Annotated in this window: 23 protein-coding genes and 1 pseudogene; 10 read left to right on the top strand and 14 right to left on the bottom strand. The window is 68.5% G+C overall.

Annotation, left to right across the window (positions count from 1 at the left end; all coding sequences use genetic code 11):
- Positions 1-101 precede the first annotated feature (101 nt).
- The 3 genes from ABH933_RS34970 to ABH933_RS34960 all read left to right on the top strand — a co-directional run bounded on the left by ABH933_RS34970 (position 102) and on the right by ABH933_RS34960 (position 2,881).
- Complete coding sequence (locus ABH933_RS34970; protein WP_429423962.1) at positions 102-1,250, top strand: hypothetical protein; 1,149 nt, start codon at positions 102-104, stop codon at positions 1,248-1,250.
- A 13-nt stretch (positions 1,251-1,263) separates the two neighbouring features.
- Entirely contained in the window at positions 1,264-1,779 is a 516-nt protein-coding gene (locus ABH933_RS34965) for an ImmA/IrrE family metallo-endopeptidase (RefSeq protein ID WP_429423960.1), read from the top strand.
- Between the two features lie 85 nt (positions 1,780-1,864).
- On the top strand, positions 1,865-2,881 hold the full coding sequence (locus ABH933_RS34960) for a hypothetical protein (protein WP_429423958.1): 1,017 nt from the start codon (positions 1,865-1,867) through the stop codon (positions 2,879-2,881).
- Positions 2,882-3,308: 427 nt separating this feature from the next.
- Here the strand turns inward: ABH933_RS34960 and ABH933_RS34955 are convergent, their stop codons facing one another.
- Both ABH933_RS34955 and ABH933_RS34950 read right to left on the bottom strand, forming a co-directional pair.
- Positions 3,309-3,725: a helix-turn-helix domain-containing protein gene (locus ABH933_RS34955; protein ID WP_011207048.1), complete on the bottom strand. Its 417-nt coding sequence runs from the start codon at positions 3,723-3,725 to the stop codon at positions 3,309-3,311.
- A 526-nt stretch (positions 3,726-4,251) separates the two neighbouring features.
- The gene (locus tag ABH933_RS34950) at positions 4,252-5,418 is read right to left on the bottom strand and encodes a steroid 3-ketoacyl-CoA thiolase (protein ID WP_215916040.1); all 1,167 of its coding nucleotides are present in this window, start codon (positions 5,416-5,418) and stop codon (positions 4,252-4,254) included.
- Positions 5,419-5,510: 92 nt separating this feature from the next.
- Between ABH933_RS34950 and ABH933_RS34945 the strand changes: the two genes are divergently transcribed.
- A complete protein-coding gene (locus ABH933_RS34945; RefSeq protein WP_215916041.1) occupies positions 5,511-6,812 on the top strand; it encodes a cytochrome P450 in 1,302 nt (433 codons plus the stop codon).
- A gap of 65 nt (positions 6,813-6,877) precedes the next feature.
- Here ABH933_RS34945 and ABH933_RS34940 read toward each other — a convergent pair whose 3' ends face one another.
- The 5 genes from ABH933_RS34940 to ABH933_RS34920 are packed head-to-tail and all read right to left on the bottom strand — an operon-like array spanning position 6,878 to position 11,474.
- Positions 6,878-7,309: a nuclear transport factor 2 family protein gene (locus ABH933_RS34940; protein WP_429423957.1), complete on the bottom strand. Its 432-nt coding sequence runs from the start codon at positions 7,307-7,309 to the stop codon at positions 6,878-6,880.
- A gap of 1 nt (position 7,310) precedes the next feature.
- Positions 7,311-8,189: a TIGR03619 family F420-dependent LLM class oxidoreductase gene (locus ABH933_RS34935; protein WP_429424068.1), complete on the bottom strand. Its 879-nt coding sequence runs from the start codon at positions 8,187-8,189 to the stop codon at positions 7,311-7,313.
- A 28-nt stretch (positions 8,190-8,217) separates the two neighbouring features.
- Positions 8,218-9,384: a thiolase domain-containing protein gene (locus tag ABH933_RS34930; protein ID WP_429423956.1), complete on the bottom strand. Its 1,167-nt coding sequence runs from the start codon at positions 9,382-9,384 to the stop codon at positions 8,218-8,220.
- Positions 9,381-10,436 (bottom strand): thiolase domain-containing protein, encoded by a 1,056-nt coding sequence (locus tag ABH933_RS34925; RefSeq protein WP_429423955.1) that lies wholly within the window; start codon positions 10,434-10,436, stop codon positions 9,381-9,383. The genes ABH933_RS34930 and ABH933_RS34925 overlap by 4 nt, the downstream gene beginning before the upstream one ends.
- Positions 10,437-10,475: 39 nt before the next feature.
- Positions 10,476-11,474 (bottom strand): Zn-ribbon domain-containing OB-fold protein, encoded by a 999-nt coding sequence (locus ABH933_RS34920; protein ID WP_429423954.1) that lies wholly within the window; start codon positions 11,472-11,474, stop codon positions 10,476-10,478.
- 175 nt (positions 11,475-11,649) lie between these two features.
- Between ABH933_RS34920 and ABH933_RS34915 the strand changes: the two genes are divergently transcribed.
- The 3 genes from ABH933_RS34915 (at position 11,650) to ABH933_RS34905 (ending at position 15,722) form a co-directional block, all read left to right on the top strand.
- On the top strand, positions 11,650-12,687 hold the full coding sequence (locus ABH933_RS34915) for an LLM class F420-dependent oxidoreductase (RefSeq protein WP_429423953.1): 1,038 nt from the start codon (positions 11,650-11,652) through the stop codon (positions 12,685-12,687).
- A 203-nt stretch (positions 12,688-12,890) separates the two neighbouring features.
- Complete coding sequence (locus ABH933_RS34910; protein WP_429423952.1) at positions 12,891-14,537, top strand: acyl-CoA synthetase; 1,647 nt, start codon at positions 12,891-12,893, stop codon at positions 14,535-14,537.
- A gap of 201 nt (positions 14,538-14,738) precedes the next feature.
- A complete protein-coding gene (locus tag ABH933_RS34905) occupies positions 14,739-15,722 on the top strand; it encodes an aldo/keto reductase (protein ID WP_429423951.1) in 984 nt (327 codons plus the stop codon).
- 95 nt (positions 15,723-15,817) lie between these two features.
- Here the strand turns inward: ABH933_RS34905 and ABH933_RS34900 are convergent, their stop codons facing one another.
- Positions 15,818-16,231: a type II toxin-antitoxin system VapC family toxin gene (locus ABH933_RS34900; RefSeq protein WP_429423950.1), complete on the bottom strand. Its 414-nt coding sequence runs from the start codon at positions 16,229-16,231 to the stop codon at positions 15,818-15,820.
- Positions 16,224-16,475 (bottom strand): type II toxin-antitoxin system Phd/YefM family antitoxin, encoded by a 252-nt coding sequence (locus ABH933_RS34895; RefSeq protein ID WP_429423949.1) that lies wholly within the window; start codon positions 16,473-16,475, stop codon positions 16,224-16,226. The genes ABH933_RS34900 and ABH933_RS34895 overlap by 8 nt, the downstream gene beginning before the upstream one ends.
- A 226-nt stretch (positions 16,476-16,701) precedes the next feature.
- On the opposite strand from ABH933_RS34895, the gene ABH933_RS34890 reads away from it, so the two are divergent.
- Positions 16,702-17,688 carry a sigma-70 family RNA polymerase sigma factor gene (locus ABH933_RS34890; RefSeq protein WP_429423948.1) on the top strand — a complete coding sequence of 329 codons (987 nt, stop codon included), beginning with the start codon at positions 16,702-16,704 and terminating at the stop codon, positions 17,686-17,688.
- 184 nt (positions 17,689-17,872) lie between these two features.
- Positions 17,873-18,286: a DUF4189 domain-containing protein gene (locus ABH933_RS34885; RefSeq protein WP_429424067.1), complete on the top strand. Its 414-nt coding sequence runs from the start codon at positions 17,873-17,875 to the stop codon at positions 18,284-18,286.
- 9 nt (positions 18,287-18,295) lie between these two features.
- Here ABH933_RS34885 and ABH933_RS34880 read toward each other — a convergent pair whose 3' ends face one another.
- Both ABH933_RS34880 and ABH933_RS34875 read right to left on the bottom strand, forming a co-directional pair.
- A complete protein-coding gene (locus ABH933_RS34880; RefSeq protein WP_429423947.1) occupies positions 18,296-19,642 on the bottom strand; it encodes a serine/threonine-protein kinase in 1,347 nt (448 codons plus the stop codon).
- A gap of 166 nt (positions 19,643-19,808) precedes the next feature.
- Positions 19,809-20,285 (bottom strand): hypothetical protein, encoded by a 477-nt coding sequence (locus ABH933_RS34875; protein WP_429423946.1) that lies wholly within the window; start codon positions 20,283-20,285, stop codon positions 19,809-19,811.
- A 39-nt stretch (positions 20,286-20,324) separates the two neighbouring features.
- On the opposite strand from ABH933_RS34875, the gene ABH933_RS34870 reads away from it, so the two are divergent.
- Positions 20,325-21,764, top strand: a complete 1,440-nt coding sequence (locus ABH933_RS34870) for a pyridoxal phosphate-dependent decarboxylase family protein (protein WP_429423945.1) — start codon at positions 20,325-20,327, stop codon at positions 21,762-21,764.
- 6 nt (positions 21,765-21,770) lie between these two features.
- On the opposite strand, the gene ABH933_RS34865 is transcribed toward ABH933_RS34870, so the two are convergent.
- From ABH933_RS34865 to ABH933_RS34855, 3 genes and pseudogenes are all read right to left on the bottom strand, one after another.
- Complete coding sequence (locus tag ABH933_RS34865) at positions 21,771-22,184, bottom strand: VOC family protein (protein WP_429423944.1); 414 nt, start codon at positions 22,182-22,184, stop codon at positions 21,771-21,773.
- 123 nt (positions 22,185-22,307) lie between these two features.
- The gene (locus tag ABH933_RS34860; RefSeq protein WP_429423943.1) at positions 22,308-22,769 is read right to left on the bottom strand and encodes a hypothetical protein; all 462 of its coding nucleotides are present in this window, start codon (positions 22,767-22,769) and stop codon (positions 22,308-22,310) included.
- Positions 22,770-22,918: 149 nt separating this feature from the next.
- A pseudogene (locus tag ABH933_RS34855) lies at positions 22,919-23,467 on the bottom strand (TetR/AcrR family transcriptional regulator); the annotation flags it as partial.
- Positions 23,468-23,628: the final 161 nt, after the last annotated feature.

Here is a 23,628-nt window from a genome sequence, read left to right as displayed (position 1 = left end):
CACCGAATACCGCAGTTATGATGATCGGCATCCGCTTAAGTCCGTGTGAGCTAGCGACCGGGCATTGATCTGCGCTCGAAGATGAGGGGAAGGGCAAGCGCATGGCCATAGGTCGCATTCTGCGCGTCCTGACAGTGACCGGACTTGCCGCCGGTTATGGGCTGTTAGGGCCCGCCCTGGCCCCCCTGCTCGCCGATGCCCAGCCCACCCCCTGCCCGAAGTGCACGCCGGGAATCCCGGCCGCCCCGGGCAATTCGGATAATTCGAGCCAGGGTATTCCGCTGCGCATTCCCGGCCGTTCCAGCGTCGCTCCCGAGCCCACGCAGCAGGCTCCCGACCTGGTCACGCGGGGTTCTGTGACACCCGGCACTGCGGCGCGCGGCCGATCCGGGCCCGGTGGCCCCGGCGTGCCCGTGCGGCCCACCCCGGCCGCGGGCATCGAGGGGCTCGCGGGCCTGCTGGGTATTGGCCCCCTGCTCGGCACCGGGTCGGCCGCGGTGGGTTCCGCGGCGGTGGGCTCGGCCGGGCTGGGCGCCGGCGCACTCGCGGGCACCGGCTCCGCGGCCGTCGGCTCCGCCGGCGCGACCATCGGCTCGGCGGCACTCGGCACGGGCTCCGCGGCTCTGGGCACCGCGGCCGGGCTCGGCGTAACCGGTTCCGCCGCAGTCGGTTCCGCGGGCGCCACCACGGGCTCCGCGCTGGCGGGCACGGGTTCGGCGCTGGCCGGAACCGGCGCGGCCGCCGGCGCCCTGCTCGCCACTCTGCTCGGAACTGGTTCCGCCGCAGTGGGTTCGGCCCTGGCCGGGCTGGCCGGAACGGGTTCGGCCCTCACCGGCTCGGCTGCCCTGGGTTCGGCCGCGGCGGCGTCCCCCCTGCTGCTCCTGCTGCTGTTGCAGCCGCCCCCGGTGCCGCCCGTACCGGCGGCGCCCCTGGCCATCCCGCCCGTCCCGGTGCCCGCGGTGCCGGTTCCGGCGGTCGCACTGCCCGCAGTGCCGGTCCCGGCGGCGGCACCTCCGCCGCCACCCCCGCCCGTCGTGGCGGCGCCGGCCCCGCCCGCCAAGCCGAATCCGGCCGTGCGGCCCACCGCGGCCAGCACCGGCCTGCCCAAGGCGAACGTGCTGGGCGTGATCGGCGGCGTCATCGCGATGGCCCTGGCCGCCGCCGGTTCCGGCGCGGTCAGCTTCCAGAGCGCCTCGGCCGCGCAGGCGCGGATCGATGCCGCGCGCGCCGAATTCTTCCCGAGGGCATGAGGGTGGTGAAGTGATGACGGAGAGTCGCGTCCAAAGCAGCAGCCGTTCGTATCGCCGCGTCGCGGCCGCCGTCGACGCGGTCTGCGCGGTCGCCGCCGATTTCGACGCCACCGATCTCGACGAGGTCGTGCTCGCCATCTCGGCCGAGCGCCGCCGCACCATCGAGATCGCCAGTGCCACACTGGGTCCCGGTGTGTGCGGTCAGCGGCGCAGCTACCCGGAGAAGGACGTGATCGTGCTGGCCTCGGGCCTGCCGAGCCGCGAGCACACCCTCGCCCACGAGCTCGGGCACATCATCTTCGACCACCCCGGCGAGCCGGCGACCGAGGTGACGCTGGAGGCCAGCGACGATCTCATCGCCTACATGCTCAGCCAGCGCGCCCATCAGCAGGTCGTGGACGATGGCGAGGACGAGCAGGCCGAATGGGAGGCAGAGACCTTCGCCAGCATGCTCCTGACCCGCCTGCGGGTGTTCCGCAACCGGGGCGCGGGCGTCTCGGTGCTCCGGTTCGACGAGGCACTCGGATGACCGAGTCGGGGCCTGGAGGAGGCAGCTTGCGTAACCACGGAGGGCCCCTCGGTCATCCGCGACAGGCACCGATAGGGGGAAACACATGACATTCTGGCTGACAGCCCTGCTGGTGTGGATGGCCGCGGGTGCGCGCGTCGGGCGCGTGCTGGTGAAACCGGCGACCACCGCCCGCGTCGCGATCGTCGTCGCCGTCGCTTCGGTGGCGGCCGCCGCGACGGTCTCGATTCCCGAAGTCGGTCTGGCCCTGGACAATCTGCTGCCGCACGGCCTGTCCGGCGCCATGCTCGCCGATCGCCTGACCACGGCCGCCTGGCTGCTGTTCACCGTGGCCACCTCGGTGGTGGCCGCGGCGGCGTGGCCCGTGGTGTCGCGGCGCAATCTGCGTCAGATCGCGCTGGTGATCTATGCCCTCGGGCTGGCCGCGATGGCGGCCACGATCCTCTGGTCGGTGCTCTTCGGCTGGGTGGTGACGCTGGTGGGCTGCGTGTTCATCGCGGTGACCGGCCTGCGCAACCTGGACTGGACGGCGCTGGGCCGCGGCATCGCCCTCTACACCGTCGGCACCATCGTCGTCGGCGTGCTCTCGGCGCTCTCGATCCGCCGCCTGGCCATCGGGGAACCGGAGGCCCTGCCCAAGAATCCGGGCTGGTACTGGCCGGTCTGGCAGGTGTCGAGCCTGATGATCGCGATCGGCGCGGTGTGGATCGTCATCGAACTGTGGGTGCGGGCGCGGGTGCTGCTGCGGCAGATCCGGCCCCTGCACGTCACCATGACCAAGCGCTTCCCGGAGGTCGTGGCGCACGATCAGACCGGCTCGACCACCCAGCTCAAGGCCTCGGACCAGGTCGCCCAGATCATGGACGCGCTGTATCTGCAGTCCGGCGGCGGGGTGGAGCTGATGGCCGCGGGCACCCCGTCCGGATCCACCACCGAGCGGGCCGAGCGGGTCGCCGAATGGGCACGCAATCCCCTCGGCGAGGTGGTGATCGACGCGCGGTGGATCGCGCCGCCGCAGGGCTCGAGCCCGCGCGGCTGGGTGCAGGCGATCGCCCGGGCATTCGACGAGACCGAGGCCACCGCGGCCGCGACGCGCCGATAGCGGTGGCCGCCGCGGGTATTCGGGTCGAGGCGACCGGATTCGGTTGTGCCGCATATGCGCGCGAACCGCTGCAAATGAACGTTCATCTGTAAGCTCATCGTTCGCCGGACCGACCAGTTTGGCGGTGTAAATCACATCACCCGTCCCGGGGCGGCATGGGCGGGCGGGATGTGTGGTCGGTATTTCGACCGTGAGAAACGATTACCGCGGCGGCAGAGCGCACGACAAACGCCGCGAGCACCGCACCGGGGCTCGCGACCCCGGGATGCGGTGGCGCACTGCGCGCGTGAGCGGCTGAACCCCTACCTACCGGGCCCGTGACCTACTGTGCTCACGACTCAGGCCGAAGCGTCCCCCGCTTCGGTTGTCCACTCAAAGCAACACAGTGCGGTCCGAGGTGCCGCACTGTGTTGCCTTGTGGGTCTTGCTATTCCGTGCCGTCCGGCGGGATCTCGGGCAAACCCTCGCTCGCCCGCAGCTTCTCGGCCATCGAGGTCAGGAGATTCTGAGATTCTTCAGACAGGTCGAACGCCCTACTCGACAGACGACGGAGTCCATAGCCTTGCAGCTGGGACAGCAGCTCCAGATCGTGGTCGATCTTGGCCGCGTAGATGTCGTTGAAGAAGTAGTCCGGTTTGACCTTGAAGAACTTCGCCAGCGCGGCCACCGTCTCGTCAGAGGGGTTGGTGCGCTGTCCCGACCGCAACTGCGAGAGATACGGTTTCGAGATCGGATGGCCGGAGGCCGTCAGCGCAGCCGCCACCTCGGCGTTGGTGTGCGGCTTACGCCCCGGGGGATGCACGGTTTCGAACAGCTTGTTCAGCCGCGCCGCGAAATCAGCCATTGTGAGCCGCCCAATTCCCTTCGCTGTACTAACAGTCGTTATCTCGGATACGTATCATTGATATTAGCGGCTGAGTAACTGAAAACCTACGCCTGATTCGTGATTTCCTTGAAGCTTCCAGACGTCCGGTTCGCGAACTGACGATGGCCGCCGCGTTTGCGGGCTACCGCAACGGTTGTCGGGAACCGCAGGCAGAGACCGATTCTGGCCCGTCGCGAGGGTCCCGTCCGACCGCTGGTTGATAACCTTAGAATAGCTGACATCTCATCATGTGGTCTGTACTGCAGTTTGTGTGGCGTACGCCACGTTCAGGTAATCCGGGGATGAACATTCAACTTCGCCGAAAGGTCCCTGCTCAGTCCAGAACCGCCGCGATCTGGAGCGTTCCATGGGTTGATCTTGGTGTGTCTCATATGCGCCAACGGCGCACATGAGGACCTTAGCCATGTCGGCGTTTCGGCGCGCGGATTCGCGGAAAGCCGATGTGCGGGACCAGGATCCGCACTTGACCGATTTGCCGGGTTTGCTAGATTCGCTCGATGATGGTGCCGGTGGCCAGTGCGCCGCCGCAGCACATGAGGATCATCGCGGTGCTCTTGCCGGACCGCTCGAGCTCGTGCAGCGCCGTGGTGATGAGCCGGGCGCCGGTGCTGCCCACCGGATGTCCGAGCGCGATCGCGCCGCCGTTGACGTTCACCCGATCGAAATCGGGCTTGTGCACCGACGCCCACGACAGCACCACCGAGGCGAAGGCCTCGTTGATCTCGAACAGGTCGATGTCGCTGATGCTCATGCCGGACTTCTCGAGCAGCCGGGTGCACGCGTCGACCGGGCCGTCCAGGTGGTAATACGGGTCGCTGCCGACCAGGCACTGCGCGACGATGCGGGCGCGCGGGCGCAATCCCTGTCGCTGCGCGGCCTTTTCGTCCATCAGCAGCACCGCGGCCGCGCCGTCGGAGATCTGCGAGGAGGTGCCCGCAGTGTGTACGCCGCCCTCGATGACCGGCTTGAGCTTGGCCAAGCCCTCGCGGGTGGTCTCACGCAGGCCCTGATCGCGGCTCACGTCCATCGTCTCGCCGGTGAGCTTGCCCTCCTTGTCGACCTGCGGGGCCGCGGCGATGGTCAAAACCTCACGGTCGAAACGGCCTTCGCGCCACGCCTGCGCGGCCAGGCGCTGCGAGCGCTCGCCCAGTTCCTCCACGTCGTCGCGAGTGATGCCGCGCCGCTTGGCGATTCGCTCGGCCGCCTCGAACTGGTTGGGCATGTCGATGTTCCACGAGGCGGGGCGGCGGGGGCCCGCGTTCTCACCGACGTTGGCGCCCAGTGGCACGTGGCTCATCGACTCGATGCCACACGACATGCCGATCTCGATCGCGTCGGTGGCGATGAGGCCCGCGACCAGGCCGGTGGCCTGCTGCGCCGAACCGCACTGGTTGTCGATCGTGACCGCGCCGGTCTGGTATGGCAGCCCGGCGTGCAGCCACGCGGTACGGGTGACGTTGTTGCCCTGCTCGCCGACCTGCATCACGCAGCCGCCCACGACCTGCTCGACCAGGCTCGGGTCGAGCTCGGCCTTGTCCAGGAGTCCCTTCTGTGCGGCGCCGAGCAGTTCGGCCGCGTGCAGGCCGGCCAGCCACCCGTTGCGCTTGCCGATCGGCGTGCGTGCGGCCTCGACGATGACCGGTGTTCCCATGGTGTCCCTCCGGGTTGAAACTGAAACAGGTTCGTTGAAATGGTGGGGGAGCCTCAGATGGCTTCTTTACTACTGATACCACCTATGCTGCAATGAAGGTAGAACGTGTTTCAGTTAGTCGAAGGAGACAGCTGGTGGTAGACGCCCTCACTGCACCGAACCTGCCCGAGGGGTTCGACGTGACCGACCCGGCGCTGTGGGCCCGACGGGTCCCGGTCGAGGAGCTTGCCGAACTCCGGCGCAGCGCGCCGATCTGGTGGAACCCGCAGTCCCCGGATGTCAGCGGCTTCCACGACGAGGGCTTCTGGGTGGTCAGCAAGCACGCCGACGTGAAGGAGGTGTCCCGCCGCAGCGACGTGTTCTCCAACTACGAGAACACCGCCATCCCGCGCTTCAACGACGACATCACCCGCGACGCGATCGAGCTGCAGCGGTTCGTGCTGTTGAATCAGGATGCGCCGCAGCACACCCGGATGCGCAAGCTGATCTCCAAGGGCTTCACCCCGCGGGCGGTCAACGGCCTGCGCGCCGAGCTGTCCGCGCGCGCGAAGTCGATCGTGGAGGCCGCTGCGGCCTCGGGTGCCGGTGACTTCGTCACCCAGGTCGCCTGTGAGCTGCCGCTGCAGGCCATCGCCGAGCTGATCGGCGTGCCGCAGGAGGACCGGATGAAGGTCTTCCAGTGGTCCAACGACATGACCGGTTACGACGATCCCGAGTCGACCGCCGATCCGGTGACCGCGTCGATGGAGATCCTGGGCTACGCCTACCAGATGGCCGAGGCCCGCAAGGGCTGCCCCGCCACCGACATCGTGACCGAGCTGGTCAACGCCGATATCGACGGCGAGTCCCTGACCTCGGAGGAGTTCGGCTTCTTCGTGATCCTGCTCGCGGTGGCCGGCAACGAGACCACCCGCAACGCGATCACCCACGGCATGATCGCGTTCCTGGAGAATCCGGAGCAGTGGGAGCTCTACAAGAAGGAGCGTCCCAAGACCGCCGCCGACGAGATCATCCGCTGGGCCACCCCGGTCACCTCCTTCCAGCGCACCGCGCTCGAGGACACCGAACTGGGCGGCGTGACGATCAAGAAGGGCGACCGCGTGGTGATGATGTACCGCTCGGCGAACTTCGACGAGGACGTCTTCGAGGACCCCTACACCTTCGACATCACCCGTAACCCCAACGACCACTTGGCCTTCGGTGGCACCGGCGCGCACTTCTGCATCGGCGCCAACCTGGCCCGCCTGGAGATCGACCTGATCTTCAACGCCATCGCCGACCACCTGCCCGACATCACCAAGCTCGGCGATCCCAAGCGCCTGCAGTCCGGCTGGCTGAACGGGATCAAGGAGTTCCAGGTCGGCTACCAGGGCGGTTGCCCGGTCGCGCACTAGACGACCACCTCCGACGCGACGAAGGGCGGGTACCGAATCCGGTACCCGCCCTTCGTCATCCGCGCTTACTCCTGCGGCCGCAGGGTCTTCATCGCCCGGTCGGTCTCCCAGTACGCGCGCAGGGCCGCGATCTTTCCCTCGGCGTCGACACGGTAGGTGAACACGCCCTCGGCATCGACGATCTGGCCGCCGATCCGGGTACGGATCAGGCCGGTGAAGGCGACCTCGTTGCCGCAGGCGAAGGAATCCCCGAAGACGAATTCGATCGACTCGGTCGGCGCGATCGCCTTGTCCCAGAAGGCCGCGATGGCGGCGCGGCCCCGATGGCCGGTGCCGTCGGGGGAGAAGGCCGAGGGGCCGATCGGATCCTCGACGATGCCGTCGGCGGCGAACAGCGCCAGCCAGGCTTCCTTGTCGCGGGTGCGCACCGCAGCCTGCGAGGCGGCGCCGGCGACCCGGGCGGGATGGGTCTTCTCGCCGGTCATGGGTGTCGTCATGTCAGGCTCCGATCGGCTTGTCGATGTACTGCTCGGCGAACTTGCGCAGCGAATCCTGTTTGGCGGCAAGGTCCGCGTCGAAGCCCAGGCCGTCGAAGACCCACGGCACCACGATGGAGTCGGTAACCCCGGCCTGCGCCAGTTCCTCGTAGCCCGAGCGGCCGAATTTGTCGATGCAGACCACCTGGATCTCGAACGGATCCTCCGCCCGCCCGTATTCGGTACGCAGCCTGGCGAGTTCGGCGATCGTGGAGACGATGTCGTCGTACTTCATCATCGCCGAGCACCAGCCGTCGCCCACCTTCGCCGCGCGCCGCAGCGCGGGGCCGGTGTGCCCGCCGATGTAGAACGGCACCGGCGCCGAGGGGGCGGGGCTCATCTGCAGCTTGTCGAAATCGTAGAACTCGCCGTGGAATTCGACCATGCCACCGCCCAGGACCAGCTTGATGACCTCGATCATCTCGTCGACCCGCGCACCGCGGCGCGCATAGGGCACCCCGCACCATTCGAATTCCTCGGGCGCCCAGCCGATGCCGACGCCGAAGCCGAATCGGTTGCCGCTCATCGCCGCCACCGAGCCCACCTGCCGGGCCAGCAGCAGCGGATTGCGAGAGCCGAGCTTCAACACGTTGGTGTAGAAGCGGATCCGCTCGGTCACCGCGGCCATTGCCGTGGCGCCGATCAGCGGATCCACCCACGGGGTATCCGGGGTCCAGAACCGGCTGCCGTCCGGGGTGTACGGGTACTTCTCGGACTGGGATTCCATGTAGAACAGCGAATCCGGCAGCGCGATGTTGGAAAACCCGCACTCCTCCGCCGTTTTCGCCAGCTTGGGCAGCTGATCGAGCGGGCTCAGCGCGATCCCGAGGGTGAACTGCATCGTCATAGCTGCGCCTCGCTTCGCTCGGTCACGGGCGCTCCGACCCGACAACCCACATGGAGAAGTACTGGGACCCACCGCCGTACGCGTGCCCGAACGCCTTGCGTGCGTTGTCCACCTGGTATGCCCCGGCTCGGCCCATCACCTGCTTGGCCGATTCGGCGAAGCGGATCAGGCCCGAGGCGCCGATCGGGTTCGAGCTGAGCACGCCGCCGGAGGGGTTGACCGGCAGCTTGCCGCCGATGCGGGTGTCCCCGGCGTCGGTCAGCTTCCAGCCCTCGCCCTCGGGCATGAAGCCCAGGTTCTCCAGCCACATCGGCTCGAACCACGAGAAGGGCACGTAGATTTCGGCCGCGTCGATCTCCTCGAGCGGATTGGTGATGCCCGCCTGCTTCCACAGCGCGGCCGCGGCGTCGCGTCCGGCCTGCGGGCTCACCTGGTCGCGCCCGGTGTAGGCCAGCGGTTCGGTGCGCATCGCGGTGCCGTGCACCCACGCCACCTTCCTGCCGGACGCCTCGACCGTGCGGGCGGAGGACTCGTCGCCCAGCACGATCGCGCACGCGCCGTCCGAGGACGGGCAGGTCTCGTCGAAACGGATAGGGTCCCACAGCATCTGGGAGGCCAGCACCGATTCCATGGTGATATCGGGCTGCTGCAGGTGGGCCAGCGGATTGCGGGATCCGTTGAGGCGGTCCTTCACCGCGACCATCGCGCCGATGTGCAGCGGGGCGTTCGCGCGCCGGATGTAGGAGCGCACGTGCGGGGCGAAGTAGCCGCCCGCGCCCGCGCCGACCGGCTTGGTGAACGGCACCGGATTCGACAGCGCCCACATCGCATTGGATTCGGACTGCTTCTCCCACGCGACCGCGAGCACCTTGCCGTGCACGCCGCCCTGCACGTGGCTGGTCGCCACGATGCCGGTCGAGCCGCCGACCGAACCCGCGGTATGCACGCGCAGCAGCGGTTTTCCGGTGGCGCCCAGCGCATCGGCCATGAACAGCTCGGGCATCATCGAACCCTCGAACAGGTCCGGGGCCTTGCCGATGACCACCGCGTCGATATCGGCCATGGTGAGTTCGGCGTCGTCGAGGGCGCGATCGATTGCCTCGCGGCACATTCCGGCCATCGAGACATCGGTTCGTTTCGTCACATGATGGGTTTGTCCGGTGCCGAGCACCGCGGCGAGGTTTGTCATCGTCCCTCCAGGACAGCCACAAGGTTCTGCTGCAGCGCGGGTCCGGAACTGGCGTGCGCCAGCGCCCGATTCGCGGTGCCGTTCATGATCTCGGTCGCGGCGTAGCCGATGCGCTCGAGACCCGCGGCGAACATCGGATTTCCGGCCAGCGCCCCGCCGGACGGGTTGATGCGGGTGCCCTCGCCCAGGCCGATGGCCTGTTTCAGGATCAGCTGCTCGTGGCTGTACTGGGCGTGCAGCTCGGCGACGTCGAATCCGCCTGCATCGCCACCGGTTACCGCGCGGGCCGCCGCGGCGGCCGAGGGAGAGGTGGTCAGATCTCGGGCGCCGAGCATCGGGGTATCGATGCGGTGCGCGATATCGGTCAGCCAGGCCGGGCGCTCGCACAGCTCGCGCGCGCGATTACCGGCGGCCAGCACGATGGCGGCCGCGCCGTCGGTGATCGGGGCGATGTCGTGCTCGCGGAAGGGATTCGCGACGTAGGGGGCGGCCAGCCGCTTCTCGATTTCCGCATCGTCGGCGGCGTTGACCGCCGCCATATCCCGCTCGGTCCAGCGCCCGGCATCGAGCCCGGCGCGAGCCTGCAACCCGGCCATCGAGACGGCGTCCGGCCATAGCGGCGCGACCAGATACGGATCGGTCTGCAGGGTGAGTACCTGCCGCAGGGTGCCGGCCGAGGACTTGCCGAAGCCGTACACCAGCGCCGTCTTCGCCTGTCCGGTACGCAGTTTCACCCACGCCTCGTACAGCGCCCAGGCCGCGTCCATCTCCACGTGCGATTCGTTGATCGGCGGCACCGCGCCGATCGAGTCGATCGCCGAGATGAACGAGAAGGCCCGCCCGGCAAGGTAGTCCGAGGATCCCGAGCACCAGAAGTCGATGTCGGAGACGCCGATGCCGAGCTTGTCCTTCAGATGGTGGAAGCAGGGCGCCAGCATTTCGACACCGTTGGTGGTGCCGTAGGTCTCGCGGACGTGCGGTGCGTGGGCGAACCCCACCACCGCGATGTCAATGTTGTCGCGCCCGCCCGTCGCCCGGCCGCCGCCCCTCATGGAATCGCTTCGCGATACGGTATTCAATGACTCAGCCTCTCACAGATGCTGCTGGAAGGTTTCGTACGCAGCGTCGGGTTCGCCGCTGGGTTCGAAGTGGGAGATGTTGTCCAGCCCGTCGTGCGTCCACTCCTCGCGGGGCTTCCAGGCGGCCTTGACGCGCATGCCCATGCGCACCTCGCCGGCCTCGCAGCCGAGCACCAGGTGCAGGAATGGGATGTCGGTGCCGTCCAGCAGCACGTACGCGGCCACATACGGCGGCTTGATGCGCTGGCCCTGGAAGGGCACGTTCACGATGCAGAACGTGGTGACAACGCCGGTGTCGGCGAGTTCGACGTAGTCGTCGGTGGGGTCGCCGGTGCGCGGGTCGGCGCCGCGCGGCGGGAAGTAGACCTTGCCGTCCGCGGCGCGGGCGCCCAGCAGGCGGCCCTCGGCGATGGCCTTCAGGAAGACCGTCTCCTGCGGCGAGGCGGTGTGCTTGTAGCGCAGGTCGATCGGGGTCACGATGCCCGTGACCGGCTCGGCCGCGTCACCGGACGCGGCGGCGGGCACGGAGGTGTCGCCCGGTTCGAACGTGGCGACGTCGTGGATGCTGCCGGTCCGTTCGCCGGCCCAGCGCGCCCGCACCCGCAGGCCGGTGCGGATCTCGTCCGGGGAGGCGACATCGACCGCGTGCAGCAGTGCGGTGTCGGCCCCGTCGAGCGTGATCAGCGCCCAGGCGAACGGGCGGTCGAAGGGCTGGCCGGGCAGCGGCTCGGCGACCCACGTCCAGCTCTGTACCGTGCCGACATCGGACACGTCGACGAACTCCGTCAGCGCCTCGGCGGTGACGGGATCGTATTCGGCCGGCGGCACGATCACCCGGCCGTCGGAGCCGCGCACGCCGACGATGCGGCCCTCGCGTAACCCGGTCAGGAATCGGCCGATGGTCGGTCCGACCGATCGGGTGTAATCGAACTTCATCCGCAGCTCTGCGGCTAGCACCTCGGGAGCGGGTTCCGTTTCCGAACCGCTTCCCTTCGCAATTGTGCCGGTCATGGTGTTCCCCTGAGTCACGATATCGAGTAGAACAGGTTCTTATTCTGGTGGCAAGAGTAGCGCTGTACGGGTGTCTGTCCAGTGGTCCCGTGTTCGGCGGGTTACCCGGGAGTGATGGCGCATCCGTAAGGCTGCGGGAAAATGCGGCTCGAGGGTCGCGAACGAAAGGAATGCGATGCGGTTCGGTTTGCAGCTCGGCTATTGGGGCGCGCAGCCGCCCACCAACGCCGAGGAACTCGTGCTCGAGGCCGAGGAGACCGGGTTCGATGCGGTGTTCACCGCCGAGTCCTGGGGATCGGACGCGTTCACGCCGCTGGCCTGGTACGGGTCGCGGACCGAGCGGGTACGGCTGGGCACCTCGGTGGTGCAGCTGTCCGCCCGCACCCCCACGGCCACCGCGATGGCGGCGCTGACGCTGGATCACCTCAGCGGCGGGCGGCACATCCTCGGGCTCGGCGTGTCGGGGCCGCAGGTGGTGGAGGGCTGGTACGGGCAGTCGTTCGGCAAGCCGCTGGCCCGCACCCGCGAGTACGTCGGGGTGATCCGGCAGGTGCTGGCGCGGGAGGGGAAGGTCGTCAATCCGGGCCCGCACTATCCGCTGCCCTATCAGGGGGCGGGTGCGACCGGCCTGGGCAAGCCGCTCAAGCCGATCACCCATCCGCTGCGCGCGGACCTGCCGATCTGGCTGGGTGCCGAGGGGCCCAAGAATGTTGCGCTGACCGCGGAGATCGCCGACGGCTGGCTGGCCATCTACTACACGCCGCGGCTGGCGGACATGTACAACGCCTGGCTGGACGAGGGCTTCGCCCGGCCGGGCGCGCGGCGCTCGCGCGCGGACTTCGAGATCGCCGCCACCGCGCAGGTCATCCTCACCGACGACGTGCGGGCCGAACTGGATCGGCTGCGGCCCTTCATGGCGCTGTACATCGGCGGGATGGGTGCGGAGGAGCTGAACTTCCACGCCGAGGTCTATCGCCGCATGGGCTACGGCGAGGAGGTCGAGGAGATCACCCGGCTGTTCCGGGCCGGCCGCAAGGACGAGGCGGCCGCGGCGGTGCCGGACCGGATGATCCTGGACACCACCATCATCGGCGACGAGGCGCACGTGCGCGAACAGCTGGCGGTGTGGGAAAAGGCCGGAGTGACAATGCTGCTGGTGGGCGTGCAGAGCGTGGATCAGATGCGTCGGCTGGCGCCGATCGTCCGGAGCTGATGCGGCGATTCTGCAATTGCGGTGCGGGGCACACAGATACGCTGGTGGGCACCGCGTCCGGCATGGCTGAACTCTGAGCGCCCGCCCGCAGTCGCGGGCGGGCCGACACTGCTGGGTGGTGGCCCGCCGCCGTGCTGCCGGGAATTAGTGAACCCTGTAAACCGAGGGTTGCCAGGCGCGAGAACGCGTTCTATTTTTGTCGTGTGAGCCACAACATAGCGGACCTTGTCGAACATGCCATCGACCTCGTGCCCGAGCGCGTCGCACTGGCCGACGACACCCGCTCGGTGACCTACGCCGAGCTGGAGGATCGAGCGAATCGTCTCGCGCACTACCTGCAGTCCCAGGGCGTGCGGCCCGGCGACAAGGTCGGCATCTACTCGCGCAACACCATCGAGGCCGTGGAGGCCATGGTCGCGGTGTTCAAGGCGCGGGCGGTGATGATCAACGTCAACTACCGGTACGTCGAGAACGAACTGCAGTACATCTTCGACAACTCCGACGTGGTCGCGCTGATCCACGAGCGCCGCTACACCGACAGGGTGGCCGCGGTCCGGCCGACCTCGCCGAAGCTGAAGACGGTCATCGTCGTGGACGACGGCACCGACATTCCCACCGCCGAGGGCTCGGTGGAATACGAAGCGGCACTGGCCTCCTCGTCCGGGGAGCGCGACTTCGGCGACCGCTCGACCGACGACGTCTTCATGATCTACACCGGCGGCACCACCGGCATGCCCAAGGGCGTGATGTGGCGCCAGGAGGACTGGTGGCGGGTGCTCGGGGGCGGCATCAACTTTGTCACCGGCGAGTACGTCGACGACGAATGGGAGCAGGCGAAGATCGGCGCGGAGAACGCGCAGATGGTGCGCTTCCCGATTCCGCCGATGATCCACGGCGGCGCGCAGGCGGCGGTGTTCCACAGCCTCTTCGGCGGCGGCAAGGCGATCATGCTGCCGGAGTTCAACGCGCACAAGGTGTGGCAGGCCATCGACCGGCACGAGATCAACCTGATCTTCATCACCGGCGACGCGATGGCCCGGCCGATGGTCGACGCCCTGGATGCGGGCAACCCGGAAACCGGTGAGCCGTACCAGCATTCGAAGCTGTGGGCGCTGGCCAGCAGCGCCGCGCTGTTCTCCCCGGCCCTGAAGGACCGGCTGATGGAGCACCTGCCCACCACGATGATCACCGACTCGATCGGCTCCTCGGAGACCGGATTCGGTGGTCTGTCGGTGGCGGCCAAGGGCGCCACCCACACCGGCGGCCCGCGGGTGAAGATCGATGCGGCCACCGAGGTTCTGGACGAGAGCGGCAGCCCGGTCACGCCCGGTTCGGGTCAGGTCGGCCTGCTGGCTCGCAAGGGGCACATCCCGCTGGGGTACTACAACGACCCGGTCAAGACCGCGGCGACGTTCAAGGAGTTCAACGGGATTCGATACTCGATCCCCGGCGACTTCGCCCGGGTGGAGGAGGACGGCACGGTCACAATGCTGGGCCGCGGCTCGGTCAGCATCAACAGCGGCGGCGAGAAGATCTACCCGGAGGAGGTCGAGGGCGCGCTCAAGTGTCATCCGCAGGTATTCGACGCGCTGGTGATCGGCGTCGCGGACGAGCGCTGGGGCCAGCGGGTGGTCGCGGTGGTGCAGTGCCGCGACGGTGCGCGCCCGACCCTCGAGGAGCTGCGTCCGGTGCTGTCGCAGGAGATTTCGGCCTACAAGCTGCCCCGCAGCCTGTGGTTCGTCGATGAGATCAAGCGCTCGCCCGCGGGCAAGCCCGATTACAAGTGGGCGCACGCGGAGGCGGAGTCTCGTCCGGCGGACGAGGATGCTCCGGCGCCGTTGAGTAAGTAGGGTTCACCGCACATTCCGGTCGGGGGTCGTTGTGCGGCACCGGCTTCCGACCGGATAGCAACTGTAAGCGTCCCACCGGTGGCGGGACCGCGTGGGATCGAGCCGATGTCGTGGCCGGCGCGCTCGGATCCATTGGTGTGCCGATGAATCGTATCGGCCTGCCTATTGGCGCGGCCGGAGTTTTCCGGCCAGGATTGTGGCATGCAGCAACGCGAACTAGGCGGCAACGGACTCGGCGTCTCGGCCGTCGGCCTGGGATGTATGGGCTTCTCGCAGGGGTACGGCGCCACCGACGACGATGAGTCGGTCGCGGCGATTCACACCGCAATCGACTCGGACATCACCCTCTTCGATACCGCGCAGAGCTACGGCGCCGGGCACAACGAGCGGCTGCTCGCGCGCGCACTGCGTGACGTGGGTGACAGTGTCCGGGTCGCAACGAAATTCGGCATCGTGCGCGGCGAGAACGGCGTGTACCTGGACGCGAAACCCGAACGGGTGCGCGAGTATTGCGATGCCTCGCTGGCCCGGCTCGACCGCGAGGTCATCGACCTGTACTACCTGCACCGCATCGACCCGGAGGTGCCGGTCGCCGAAACCATCGGCGCCATGGCCGAATTGGTCGCCGCGGGCAAGGTTCGGCACCTGGGCATCTCCGAGGCCACCCCGGAACAGCTCGCGCAGGCCGCCGCGGTGCATCCGATCGCCGCGGTGCAGTTCGAATGGTCGATGCTGTGGCGCGAACCCGAGAGTGACGTCGTCCCCGCCGCGCGCGAGCTGGGCATCGCGCTGGTGCCCTACAGCCCGCTGGGCCGCGGCCTGCTCACCGCGACACTCGACACCACGACGGTCACCGCCAGCGATTTCCGCCGCAACGACCCCCGCTTCTCCGGCGACAACCTGGCCAGCAACATGGCGCAGGTGGGCGCGCTGCGCGACCTGGCCGCCCGCCTCGGTCTCACCGCGGGCCAGCTGGCCCTGGCCTGGCTGCTGGCCCAGGGGCCCGATGTGGTGCCCATCCCCGGCAGCCGTCGCGCCCAGCGCATCGTCGAGAATGCCGCCGCGGCCGCGGCCGACCTGACCGCCGACGACCTCGCCGAGCTGGAGAAGATCGTCCCCGCCGACGGCTGGGCGGGGGACCGGCAGTCCTTCGCCGCGCACGTGACATCGCGCTCGGGTTCGTAATCGCCCGCGTCCTCGCACTGCCCGCCTATCCGGTGTCTCAGCGCCCGGGACAGCGGTGCCGGAGAGGCCGGGCTCCGGCACGATGGCCCGACCGCTTACACCGCGACGATATTCAGTAGCGGTCCGAGCCCTTTGAAGTCATCCGGGTTGCGGGTGTACAGCGGCAAGCTGTACCGGACTGCTGTGGCTGCGATCTGGATGTCGGCCACTCGTCCTCGCGGCTTCCGCCCGATCTGCTCGAGGAGAAACGCCAACGACCCGTAGATATTGGCTGTCTCGGCGTCGAATGCGAGCGGGTTGAACGACTTCGCAACCCACTGGAACTGGAGCTGGCGTTGGGCCTGTTTCATCGGATCTTTAGTGGAGTGAAGTCCAGCGGCGAGTTCGGCAAGACTTACCGCGCTGATGGCAGCTTCTGCTTCCTCGGGCAGCGATGATTGCACCGTGGCGTAATCGATGAGGACCGAGGTATCAAGCAGCACGTGCCGCGGTGTGACCGGTTCACTCACGGTGGGGGATCTCCTGGTCGATCATCGCATCCATATCGGCCCGCCACTCGCTGTAATCGATGTGCGGCAGGTGTGCGCTGGTGCGGGCGAGTTCGGTGATGGGCACGAAGGTCCGCCGTGTCAGGGGCTTGAGTTCGGCGACCGGTTTGCCGTTACGGGTGATGGTGAAGCTCTCGCCGGCCTCGACCGCGGCAAGGACTTTGCCGCTGTCGTTGCGGAGGTCGCGTTGCTGGATGGTCTTCATGCCCCCAGGTTACTCGAATGCTACGCGGTGTACACAATGCTACAAGTGCCCGGGCTGGCCAGCTGGCGCACCGGCAGGTTGGCGCGATTCGTAGGTAGTAGTGTCCCACGTCACGTTTGAAGTTCCGTAGCTCCGAAATCGAGGGTGTCTACTTGTCGGTGCCCTGTGCCACAGTGTGGGAATGACCGATCAACGTAGCTGCCCGGCCGGGCGATAGCGAGGGATCATGACCGAGTCGCCTTCTGTCGCCATCGAAGAGGTGCTGCAGCAGTTCGAGGGGTATCGGCGGGAGCTGTGTGCTTACGCCTACCGGATGTTGGGTTCGTCGTTCGAGGCCGAGGACGCCGTGCAGGAGGCGTTCACCCGGGCGTGGAAGGCGTACGACTCGTTCGAGGGCCGGGCCAGCGTGCGATCGTGGCTGTACAAGATCACCACCAATGTCTGCCTGGACATGCTGGACGGCCCGCAGCGGCGGGCCCGGCCGATGGATCTGTCCGGTCCCTCGCGTCCGGACAGTCCGATGCCGCCGCCGCAGCCGGACTACGTCTGGATCGAGCCGATTCCGAACGGCCTGGCCTTCGGCGCCGATCCGGCCGAGCACGCCACCGCGAAGGATTCGCTGCGCCTGGCCTTCGTGGCCGCGGTGCAGCATCTGCCCGCCACTCAGCGCGCGATCCTGATCATGCGCGAGGTGCTGCGCTTCTCCGCCAACGAGACCGCCGACCTGCTCACCATGTCGCCCGCCTCGGTCAACAGCGCCCTGCAGCGGGCCCGCGCCACCATGTCCAAGGTGCAGCCCGCCGAGGGCAGTTCCTACGACGAATCCGATTCCGAGCAGCGCAAACTCGTCGACGGCTTCGTCCAGGCCTTCGAGGCCTACGATATGGACGCCCTCACCGCCCTGCTCAAACAGGATGTGGCGCTGTCGATGCCGCCGCTGCCACTCTGGGTGTCCGGTCCGGCCGATGTCGCCGCGTTCATGACCAGCCCCGGCCCCGACGGCTGCCGCGGCTCCCGGCTCATCCCGCTCGAGGGCGCCAACGGCCTGCCCGCCTTCGGCCAGTACAAGCCGAGCGAGGTGCCCGGCGTGCTGGAACCATGGGCCGTCATCGTCCTGGAACTCGACGGCGACAGCATCACCGGCCTGAACTTCTTCCTCGACCACGCCCGCCTGTTCCCGCTGTTCGGCCTGCCGCCGGAGCTGCGGGTGTAGGCGCGTCGCGCCGGGGTGCTGCCGGTCGGTGGATCCCCGCACGGGCGTGCGGTTCGTACGGGCGATACGTTCGGACGGGCGGAGAACGAGGGTGGACAGCCGGTGCGATTGCCGCAATGATCGCTCGGGACAGTTCTTCGACCGTGGGGGTTGCATGTCGTTGTTGGGAAAGTCCTTGCTGGCCATGGTGATAGCCGCCGCAGGAGCCATCACCGTCGGCGCGCCCGGCGTCGCGCATGCCGTACGGGGCAACCTGTATGCCGCCATCGCGGTGGGAGACCGCCGCGTCGGTGAGGCAAAGGACTATCCGGACCAGTTCGCTGCGGATCAGGCCGCGCTGGACTCCTGCGAGAAGGGGGTCATTCTCAGCTGCAGGATCAAGGCCCGGATCCACAACGCGTGTGGCTCGGTTGTCGAACGCGACGAGCAGGAACTGCTCGGCACGGGGCCGGATTACTTTGTCGGAGTGGGTTATACGGCGGCCGGTGCGGAACAGGATGCCCAGCGGCGCGAAAGCTCGAGTCTCAACATGTCGCTCACCAAGGTGACAAAGCCCGCGTTCGTCCTGGACACCATCTGTACCTCGAACGTCCGCTAGGACCCGGCGTCACCCGGACCACTGAAACGACCGCGTCTGCGGAACCACCGGCGGCGGTTGGGAGGACGTGAGGCCCTGCGGTGGCGCGGGGAGCGCCGGCTGCGGTTGTTCGGCGGTCTGCTGTTCGCCGGGCTGCGCGGCGATGGACAGCGGGATGTCGGTCGGCTGTGTGCCGGTGGGTGGCGGCGATGCTGGTTTGGTGATGCTCCGGATCGGGGCGGCTGATGATGTAGTCCGTTGCGGCACAACGGCTACCGCCGTCGGAGTGTGGACCGATCCTGACCCGCCGCGCGAGGCGAACGCGACGCCGACAGCCAGTCCGATGGCGGCCAGCAACAGACCCGCCCCGATCGCAATCCTCCGTCGACGGCCCTGACCGCGTGCGGTGCTGCGCGGCGCGGGCCCGATGGTCAACGGCCACACCGTATCCCCGATGGAGCTGGCGGTGACCGTCTCGAACTGTGCTGAGCCACCCCGCACGACGGTCCGCCGGCGCGGGCGGGGACGCACCGCCGGAGCGGGTGCGGTGAGGGCGTACGCCGCCGCCTCGGCGAGGGCGAGGCAGCTGGGGTACCGCTCCCGCGGCGCCTTCGCCAGCGCGGTGGCGATCACGGCGTCGAGCTCGGCGGGCAATTCGGGTCGCAGCTCGCTAGGTGCGGGCGGTGGCTCGGTCAGGTGTGCGCCGACCACGGCGGCCTGATCCTTACGCGGGAACGGCGGCTGGCCGGTCAGCAGCTGAAACAGCGTGCAGCCCAGCGAGTAGATGTCGGCGCTGTGGTCCGAGGGCGCGTTGGTGAACCGCTCCGGCGCGGCATAGGCGAAGCTGGCGGCGATGCCGGACAGGGTGACCGTGTCGTCGAGTGTTCGGGCGATGCCGAAATCGGTGAGCATGGCGCGCTCGCCGTGGCGCTGGTCGTTCTCGATGAGCAGGTTCGCCGGCTTCACGTCCCGGTGCAGTACGCCCCGTGCATGTGCGTGATCCAGCGCTCCCGCGGCATCAGTGATCAGCCGCACCGCGCGGTCGGGGGCCAGCCCGTCCGGATGGGCGTCCAGCAGTGCGGCCGCGTCGCCGCCGTCGATGTAGCGCATCGTCAGCCACAGCGTGGCATCGTCGACGGCGCTGCGGTCGTACACCGGGACGATATTCGGGTGATCCAGCCCCGCGGCAAGCGCTGCCTCGCGGTCGAACGCCGCGCGCGTCTTCGGTGCGGCGCTGAAGGATTCGGCAAGCACCTTCAGCGCGACTCGCCGCTGCAATCGCGGCTGTCGGGCCAGATACACCGTGCCCATGCCGCCCGAACCGACCACTCGCTCGACCGTGAACCCGGCAAACTCGGCACCCGGCTGCAACCCCACTACGCCCTCCCCGGCATACGCATAAGTCCGTGCACCCTAACAGGAGTGCGGCTTCAACGAAGGAGGAAGGCAATCGTCGATACCCGGCACTGCCTACGCTTCAACGGGTTCGCCCCGCCGCATCCGATTGTGGCGCATTGGGGAGTGAACTCGGTGCCAGGTGCGGTCAGCCCAGATTTCGGCGGCTGGCGCGGGCCGCAAAGGCGTCGAGGGCATCGAGGATTTCGCGAGCCTGCCACATCCGGTTGCGGCGCATTCCGGTGAACTCGGTGAGGACGCCGGCCTCGGTAAGCGGGGTGAGTGCGCGGAGAGTGTTGGAAGGGGAGATTTCGAGCTCGCGTGCGGCGGTTTCCGTGTCGAATACGGGCAGTCGCACCGCGAGATCGGCGATGCGCCAGGCGGCGGCCTGCGGCCGGGCATCGATCGCGGCGGTCCAGCGTTGCCGGATGTCGGTGATCTCCGAAACCAATTGACGGGCATTGGCAATCGCGGCGAACGATGCTTCGGCTACTCGCTCGACGATCGGGACCGGATCGCCGGCGCGGTATGCGGTCAGTGCCGAGAAGTAAGCGTTGACGTCGGTGAGCAGTCCCGCCGCGATCGGCACCGTCACATTTCGGGTGAGTTCCTTCGCGTGCAGCATCGAATGCATCAGTGCCCGGCCGGTGCGTCCATTTCCGTCGTGGCAAGGGCGATGGCCTTCGCGCCCGAGGTGAGGTTTTCGATACGGGAGGAGGAGGTCGATTCGGATCGCAGCAGCAGGGCGCCGAATGGTGCCAGTCGTGCTCCGGTTGCCGAACTGCCCGCGCTGCTGGAGGAGACCCGCACCTATACGGCGCGGATTCTCGCCGGACTCGACGAGCGGCCCGTCACCGCGGCCGCGGTCGAACACGTGGCGGCCGCGCTGCCCGAGGACGGCGGCGGTCTGCGGGCCGCGCTGCGGGCGTTCGAATCTCGTTGGGAGCCGGGGTTTTCCGCCAGTGCCGGACCCCGCTACCTGGGGTTCGTCACCGGCGGCACGACCCCGGCCGCGCTGTCCGGCGACTGGCTGACCGCGGCGCTGGATCAGAACGCGCACGGCGCGGTCGGTTCCGCCGCGGCGGCGCTGGAACGGGAGACGGTGGCCCGGCTCGGCGAGTTGTTCGGGCTGGATATGCCCGGGGCCTTCGTGACCGGGGCAACCATGTCGAACCTGGTCGGGCTGGCGATCGGGCGGGAGTGGCTCGGGTCGCTGCGCGGGGCGTCCACCGCCGAGGAGGGGGTGACCGCACCGGTGCGGGTGTTGTCCGGCACGCCTCACTCCAGCATCGGCAAGTCGCTGTCGGTGCTGGGTATCGGCCGCAGGCGGCTCGTGTCGGTGGCGACGCTGCCCGGGCGCGAGGCCGTCGACATCGTCGCACTGGAACGGGAGCTCGCGGCCGGACCGGCGATCGTCGTGGCCAATGCCGGGACCGTCAATACCGTTGACTTCGACGATATCCGGGCCATTGCGACGCTGAAGTCCCGCCACGACTTCTGGCTGCACGTAGATGCGGCCTTCGGCGGGTTCGCGGCCGCATCACCCGCGCACGCGCCGCTGCTGGACGGCTGGGCCGAGGCCGACTCGGTCTGCGTCGACCTGCACAAGTGGCTGAACGTGCCGTACGGCTCGGCCGTGCAGTTCACCCGGCGGCAGGATCTGCAGCTGCGGGTATTCGAGAACGTGTCTCCCTATCTCGGAACGCCCGGCGCCACACCGGATTTCATGCACCTGACGCCCGAGACCTCCCGCCGGCTGCGCGCCCTGCCGGCCTGGTTCACGCTGGAGGCCTACGGACGGTCGGGGTACCGGGAGATCGTCGAGCGCGCCATCGAGTGTGCCCGGGAGATGGGCGCGCGGCTCGAGCGCAGCCCCCGGTGGCGGCTGCTGGCTCCGGTCCGGCTGAACGTCGTGTGCTTCACCCTCTCCGGTGCCGTCACCACCGAGCGTGTCGCGGCGGTTCTGGAGGAGCTGACCCGCAGCGGCGAGGCATTCCTGACGCCCACCGTGTATCAGGGCGCGCCGGCGATCCGCGCCGCCTTCAGCAACTGGCGCACCACCCTCGCCGACGTCGACCGCGTCTGCGTGGCCCTGGGCGCCTGAGGCGTCTCAGCGCGGATAGTTCATCCAGAACGACTCCCACTGATGCCCGTCCGGGTCGATGAAGGTGCGGCTGTACATGCCGGCTTGCTGTTCCAGGGCGCGCTTGTCCGGATTGACCTCCTCGGTGCCGCCGGCCCGGATCGCGGCCTCGGTGAGCTCGTCGACCTCGTGCGCGCTCCCCAGCGCGAGCCCGTAGATGGATCCGATCGTGATGGTGGTGTCCGACAGCGGGCGCTGGGTGAAGTTCTCGAAGAACGGCTCGATCAGCAGCATCACGCAGATGTTGTCGTCGATGACGACGCAGGCCGCATTGTCGTCGGTGAACTCCTGATTCACCTTCCAGCCCAGCATCTCGTAGAAGGTCTTGGACCGGTCCAGATCAGCGACGGGCAGGTTGATGAAGATCATCTTGCTGGCCATGTCGGTCCTCTCCCCGGACGCCCGGACAGTCGGAAGGTTGTCACCAATACCGACGATCCAGGCCGCGAAAACTCATCGGATGACCGCGCCGCCGGGCATCACTTCCGATGTGGCGCAGGCGGGTCAGTTGTCGTCGTAGGAGGGAGGGTTCCATTCGTTCGAGCACTCCAGGGCCGGTTTCACCTGGTAGCACTGGTCCTTCAGGTGTTGCTCCTGTGCCAGCAGCGCGGGGTTGCTACCGGCCGCGATGGCGCCGATCGCCGCGCCCGTGGCCGCGCCGACACCGCACCCGACGACGGCCCCGCCGATTCCGAGCGGTATCGAGGCGACGCCCAACCCGACGCCAACACCCGCGGCCCCGCCGACTCCGCCGCCGACCAGGCAGCCGATCCCGGCCCCGGTGGCCGCGCCCTGCCCCGCGGCGGCCTGGCTCTGCGCGTGCCACGCGCTGTCGGCACTGTTGTAGTCGGACCAGGCGTCCACGGGACGAACGGTCGGCTGTGCGTTCGCCGCGGCCATCGCCGGTACACAGAGCCAGCTTGCCGTTGCCGCGACGGCGAAGGCTCGGGTGAATATTCTGTTCATAGAATTGTCCCTGCTCTGAGTGGTCTATGTGCCACGGGTAAGTAGAAGCGGTGTACCCCAACAACTTAGGGGGACGGCGCTGTGAACTTGCTGAGAGCGCGCGACCGCCGCGCGGCCCGGCCGGTCGCGGAACATGTTCGGCGGCACCGTCATCGGCGCAGCCCGGCGATCAGCAGATCCATCATGCGCCCGGCCTGCTCGCGCTGCTCCGGTCGTCCGCAGGCCAGGAAGATTCCCACCAGGCTGGCCACCACGTCCTGGGCTTGGACGTCGTCTCGCAGTGTGCCCGAGGCGATTCCGGCGTCGAGCAGGCTCCCGATGGCGCTGGACAGCTCGGCGCGCGCCTCCTCGGCGGTGATTGCCCCGGAGGCGATGATCTCCCGGAGAGCCTCGGCCATATCGCGTTTGGCCGCGAGATAGTCCCCGAAGCGGTCCATCCAGCTGCGCAGGGCGGTCGCGGCGTCGTCCTCGGGGGTGAGCGCGGCGGCGAATTCGATGGCGGTATCGCACAGGCGGCGGCGCTCGGCGCGATAGACGGCCTCGACGAGTGCCTCGCGGGTGGGGAAGTGGCGGTAGAGGGTGCCGATGCCGACGCCGGCCTCCCGGGCGATGGATTCCAGCGCCACCTTGTCGCCGGAGGTGAAGGCCGCGCGCGCGACCTCGAGTAGGCGCCGGCGGTTGCGTTCGGCGTCGGCGCGCGTGGGTTTGCCGCCGGTGCTCGGCGGTGCAGAGACGGCCCGCCGGGCAGCCGTCGGCGAAGGGGCGGCGGATCGGGCGTCCGTCTGCGAAGGGGCTGCGGACCGGGCAGATGCCGGCGAGGGGGCGGCGGACCGTGCGTCCGGCGGGGCGGCGGCGGACC

Source organism: Nocardia sp. GP40 (assembly GCF_050434125.1).
Classification (GTDB): Bacteria; Actinomycetota; Actinomycetes; order Mycobacteriales; family Mycobacteriaceae; genus Nocardia; species Nocardia albiluteola.
Note: the sequence above shows the minus strand (reverse complement) of the source record. Positions and strands in the feature narration are given on the sequence as shown.

Excerpts from the sequence above, each read along its gene's own strand:
- ABH933_RS34970 (WP_429423962.1), top strand. The coding sequence starts at position 102 with ATGGCCATAGGTCGCATTCTGCGCGTCCTGACAGTGACCGGACTTGCC.
- ABH933_RS34965 (WP_429423960.1), top strand. The coding sequence starts at position 1,264 with ATGACGGAGAGTCGCGTCCAAAGCAGCAGCCGTTCGTATCGCCGCGTC.
- ABH933_RS34960 (WP_429423958.1), top strand. The coding sequence starts at position 1,865 with ATGACATTCTGGCTGACAGCCCTGCTGGTGTGGATGGCCGCGGGTGCG.
- ABH933_RS34955 (WP_011207048.1), bottom strand. The coding sequence starts at position 3,725 with ATGGCTGATTTCGCGGCGCGGCTGAACAAGCTGTTCGAAACCGTGCAT.
- ABH933_RS34950 (WP_215916040.1), bottom strand. The coding sequence starts at position 5,418 with ATGGGAACACCGGTCATCGTCGAGGCCGCACGCACGCCGATCGGCAAG.
- ABH933_RS34945 (WP_215916041.1), top strand. The coding sequence starts at position 5,511 with ATGAAGGTAGAACGTGTTTCAGTTAGTCGAAGGAGACAGCTGGTGGTA.
- ABH933_RS34940 (WP_429423957.1), bottom strand. The coding sequence starts at position 7,309 with ATGACGACACCCATGACCGGCGAGAAGACCCATCCCGCCCGGGTCGCC.
- ABH933_RS34935 (WP_429424068.1), bottom strand. The coding sequence starts at position 8,189 with ATGCAGTTCACCCTCGGGATCGCGCTGAGCCCGCTCGATCAGCTGCCC.
- ABH933_RS34930 (WP_429423956.1), bottom strand. The coding sequence starts at position 9,384 with ATGACAAACCTCGCCGCGGTGCTCGGCACCGGACAAACCCATCATGTG.
- ABH933_RS34925 (WP_429423955.1), bottom strand. The coding sequence starts at position 10,436 with ATGAGGGGCGGCGGCCGGGCGACGGGCGGGCGCGACAACATTGACATC.
- ABH933_RS34920 (WP_429423954.1), bottom strand. The coding sequence starts at position 11,474 with ATGACCGGCACAATTGCGAAGGGAAGCGGTTCGGAAACGGAACCCGCT.
- ABH933_RS34915 (WP_429423953.1), top strand. The coding sequence starts at position 11,650 with ATGCGGTTCGGTTTGCAGCTCGGCTATTGGGGCGCGCAGCCGCCCACC.
- ABH933_RS34905 (WP_429423951.1), top strand. The coding sequence starts at position 14,739 with ATGCAGCAACGCGAACTAGGCGGCAACGGACTCGGCGTCTCGGCCGTC.
- ABH933_RS34895 (WP_429423949.1), bottom strand. The coding sequence starts at position 16,475 with ATGAAGACCATCCAGCAACGCGACCTCCGCAACGACAGCGGCAAAGTC.
- ABH933_RS34890 (WP_429423948.1), top strand. The coding sequence starts at position 16,702 with ATGACCGAGTCGCCTTCTGTCGCCATCGAAGAGGTGCTGCAGCAGTTC.
- ABH933_RS34885 (WP_429424067.1), top strand. The coding sequence starts at position 17,873 with ATGGTGATAGCCGCCGCAGGAGCCATCACCGTCGGCGCGCCCGGCGTC.
- ABH933_RS34875 (WP_429423946.1), bottom strand. The coding sequence starts at position 20,285 with ATGCTGCACGCGAAGGAACTCACCCGAAATGTGACGGTGCCGATCGCG.
- ABH933_RS34865 (WP_429423944.1), bottom strand. The coding sequence starts at position 22,184 with ATGGCCAGCAAGATGATCTTCATCAACCTGCCCGTCGCTGATCTGGAC.
- ABH933_RS34860 (WP_429423943.1), bottom strand. The coding sequence starts at position 22,769 with ATGAACAGAATATTCACCCGAGCCTTCGCCGTCGCGGCAACGGCAAGC.